General features: G+C 59.8%; 1 protein-coding gene. It reads right to left on the minus strand.

The features are described 5' to 3' along the window. Positions 1-100: 100 nt before the first annotated feature. Positions 101-306 (minus strand): transporter substrate-binding domain-containing protein (locus tag BK660_RS30745; RefSeq protein ID WP_148057505.1); only part of this gene is annotated, 206 nt, incomplete at its 5' end.

The raw sequence follows: 306 nt of genomic DNA on the forward strand, positions 1-306 counted from the left end.
GATTTCGGATTCGGTATATCCATTTCAGGTCGGCGTATCCCTTCAGCATCCCCCATTCAGTCCCCTCTCCCTCCGGGAGAGGGCTAGGGTGAGGGGGCTTTTAAGGCTTCAACCACTTCTCGGTCAGCGCTGCCAAACGTCCATCCGCCTTGATCCGCTGCATCGCGCTCGCCAGACTGGCATGAAACGCCGGATTGCCCTTCTGAAACGGAATCGCCAGATCCACCGGCTCCGCCGCTTTCGGCTTCTCTTCCGTCAACGCCTGCACCAGCACCATCGGCCGTGGCTGCTCATCCTTCTTCGCCA

This window comes from Pseudomonas brassicacearum, assembly GCF_003732265.1.
GTDB lineage: Bacteria > Pseudomonadota > Gammaproteobacteria > Pseudomonadales > Pseudomonadaceae > Aquipseudomonas > Aquipseudomonas brassicacearum_D.